The organism is Dietzia sp. DQ11-71 (assembly GCF_014144995.1).
Lineage (GTDB): Bacteria > Actinomycetota > Actinomycetes > Mycobacteriales > Mycobacteriaceae > Dietzia > Dietzia kunjamensis.
In genome coordinates this window covers 1-1438 of sequence record NZ_JAALDT010000337.1, presented here as the reverse complement: position 1 = coordinate 1438, position 1438 = coordinate 1, and the positions used below count along the sequence as shown (strand labels likewise).

Here is a 1438-nt window from a genome sequence, read left to right as displayed (position 1 = left end):
GCGCTCGATGTTGATCACCTGGGCCCGGGGGCCGCGGTGCGTGGGCAGGTCGAGGGTCTTGGAGGCGAGGTTCGCGACGGTCGGGGCGTTGGAGACACCGACCTCGATGAACTGCTCGATACCGAGTCCGCCACGCTCTACGGGCGTAAAGAACAGCTCCTGGGTCTCGATCCACCGGACCGGGCTGGCGAACTGCCAGGCAAGCAGCTCCACGAGCAGCAGGCGGCCCAGTCGCGTGGGGGTGGCGGCCCAGGCGTCCCAGTTCGCGAGGACCTCGGCCAGCGAGTCGGCCGGCACGAGATCGGCGATCTCCTGCACGAAGTCGCGATCGAGGCTGAACAGGCGCGGCACGAGGTTCGGCACGTAGCGGCCCACGAGCACCGAGATGTCGATGTCGTGCGGGATCAGCTCGTCGAGGGTGGCCCGGAAGTCCGGGACGCCGCCGCGCAGGACGGTGGAGTGGAACGGCACGTCGATGCCGGGCACCAGGATGAAGGCGTTCTTGCCGCCCGAGACCGCGAGCTCCCGCTCCACGGCCTTCTCCAGTGCATTGCACCCGGCGACGGTCCCGGCGAGCGCGTACTGCGAGCCCGCCAGGTTGTAGTTGACGATCTCGATGAACTCGCCGGACTCGCGGGACACGCCGGCCACCCAGTCGGCGACCTCGTCGTCCGAGATCCCCATCTGGGACGGACGGATCGCGGCCATGCGGTAGTCCGAGCGGCCGTGGGCGTCACGCGGCACCAGCTGGTGCATGGTCGACCCGCGCTGGAAGACGATCTCCAGCAGCGGCTCCAACGCCAACACGCCGGAGATGGCGGCCAGGGCGTCGTACTCGCCGATCGAGTGACCCGCGAAGTAGGCGTCGTCGATGAGCAGGCCGTCGGCCTCGAGCTCGGCGCGCTGCGCCACCGCCAGGCAGGCCATGGCGACCTGGGTGAACTGCGTCAGGTAGAGCACGCCGTCGGGGTGCCGGTGGACCTCACCGCGGACGGTGACCTCGGTGGGGTTCTCGCGGACGAGCGCCAGGATCGAGAAGCCGAGGGCGGAGCGGGTGTGCTTGTCGGCGCGGTCCCAGATCTCGCGGGCGGCGGGGCAGCGGGTGCGGCCCTCCATGCCCATCCCCTTGGCCTGGATGCCCTGGCCGGGGAAGGCGTAGACGGTGCGCGGGGCCTCGGTCAGCGCGGTGGCGGCCATGACGGTGGCGCCGTCGACCGTGCACGTGACCTCGAGGACCTGGCCGCCGGCGTGGCGGCCGGTCTGCACGGCACGGACCTTGATGTGGTCGCCCGGGCGGACCGGGGCGAGCATGCGGGCGGTCCAGCCGGCGATCCGCAGGGCGGGGGTCTTCCCGTCCGAGGCCTGCACCGCGTGCTGCGCGGCGGCCGAGAGCCACATGCCGTGGACGATCACGCCGCCCAGTCCGGCCAGTTCGGCC

The 1438-nt window shown here is 71.6% G+C and carries 1 protein-coding gene; it reads right to left on the bottom strand.

Annotation, left to right across the window (positions count from 1 at the left end):
* The coding region (locus tag G6023_RS12045; protein ID WP_182635680.1) for an acyltransferase domain-containing protein at positions 1-1438 on the bottom strand (1438 nt) is incomplete at both ends.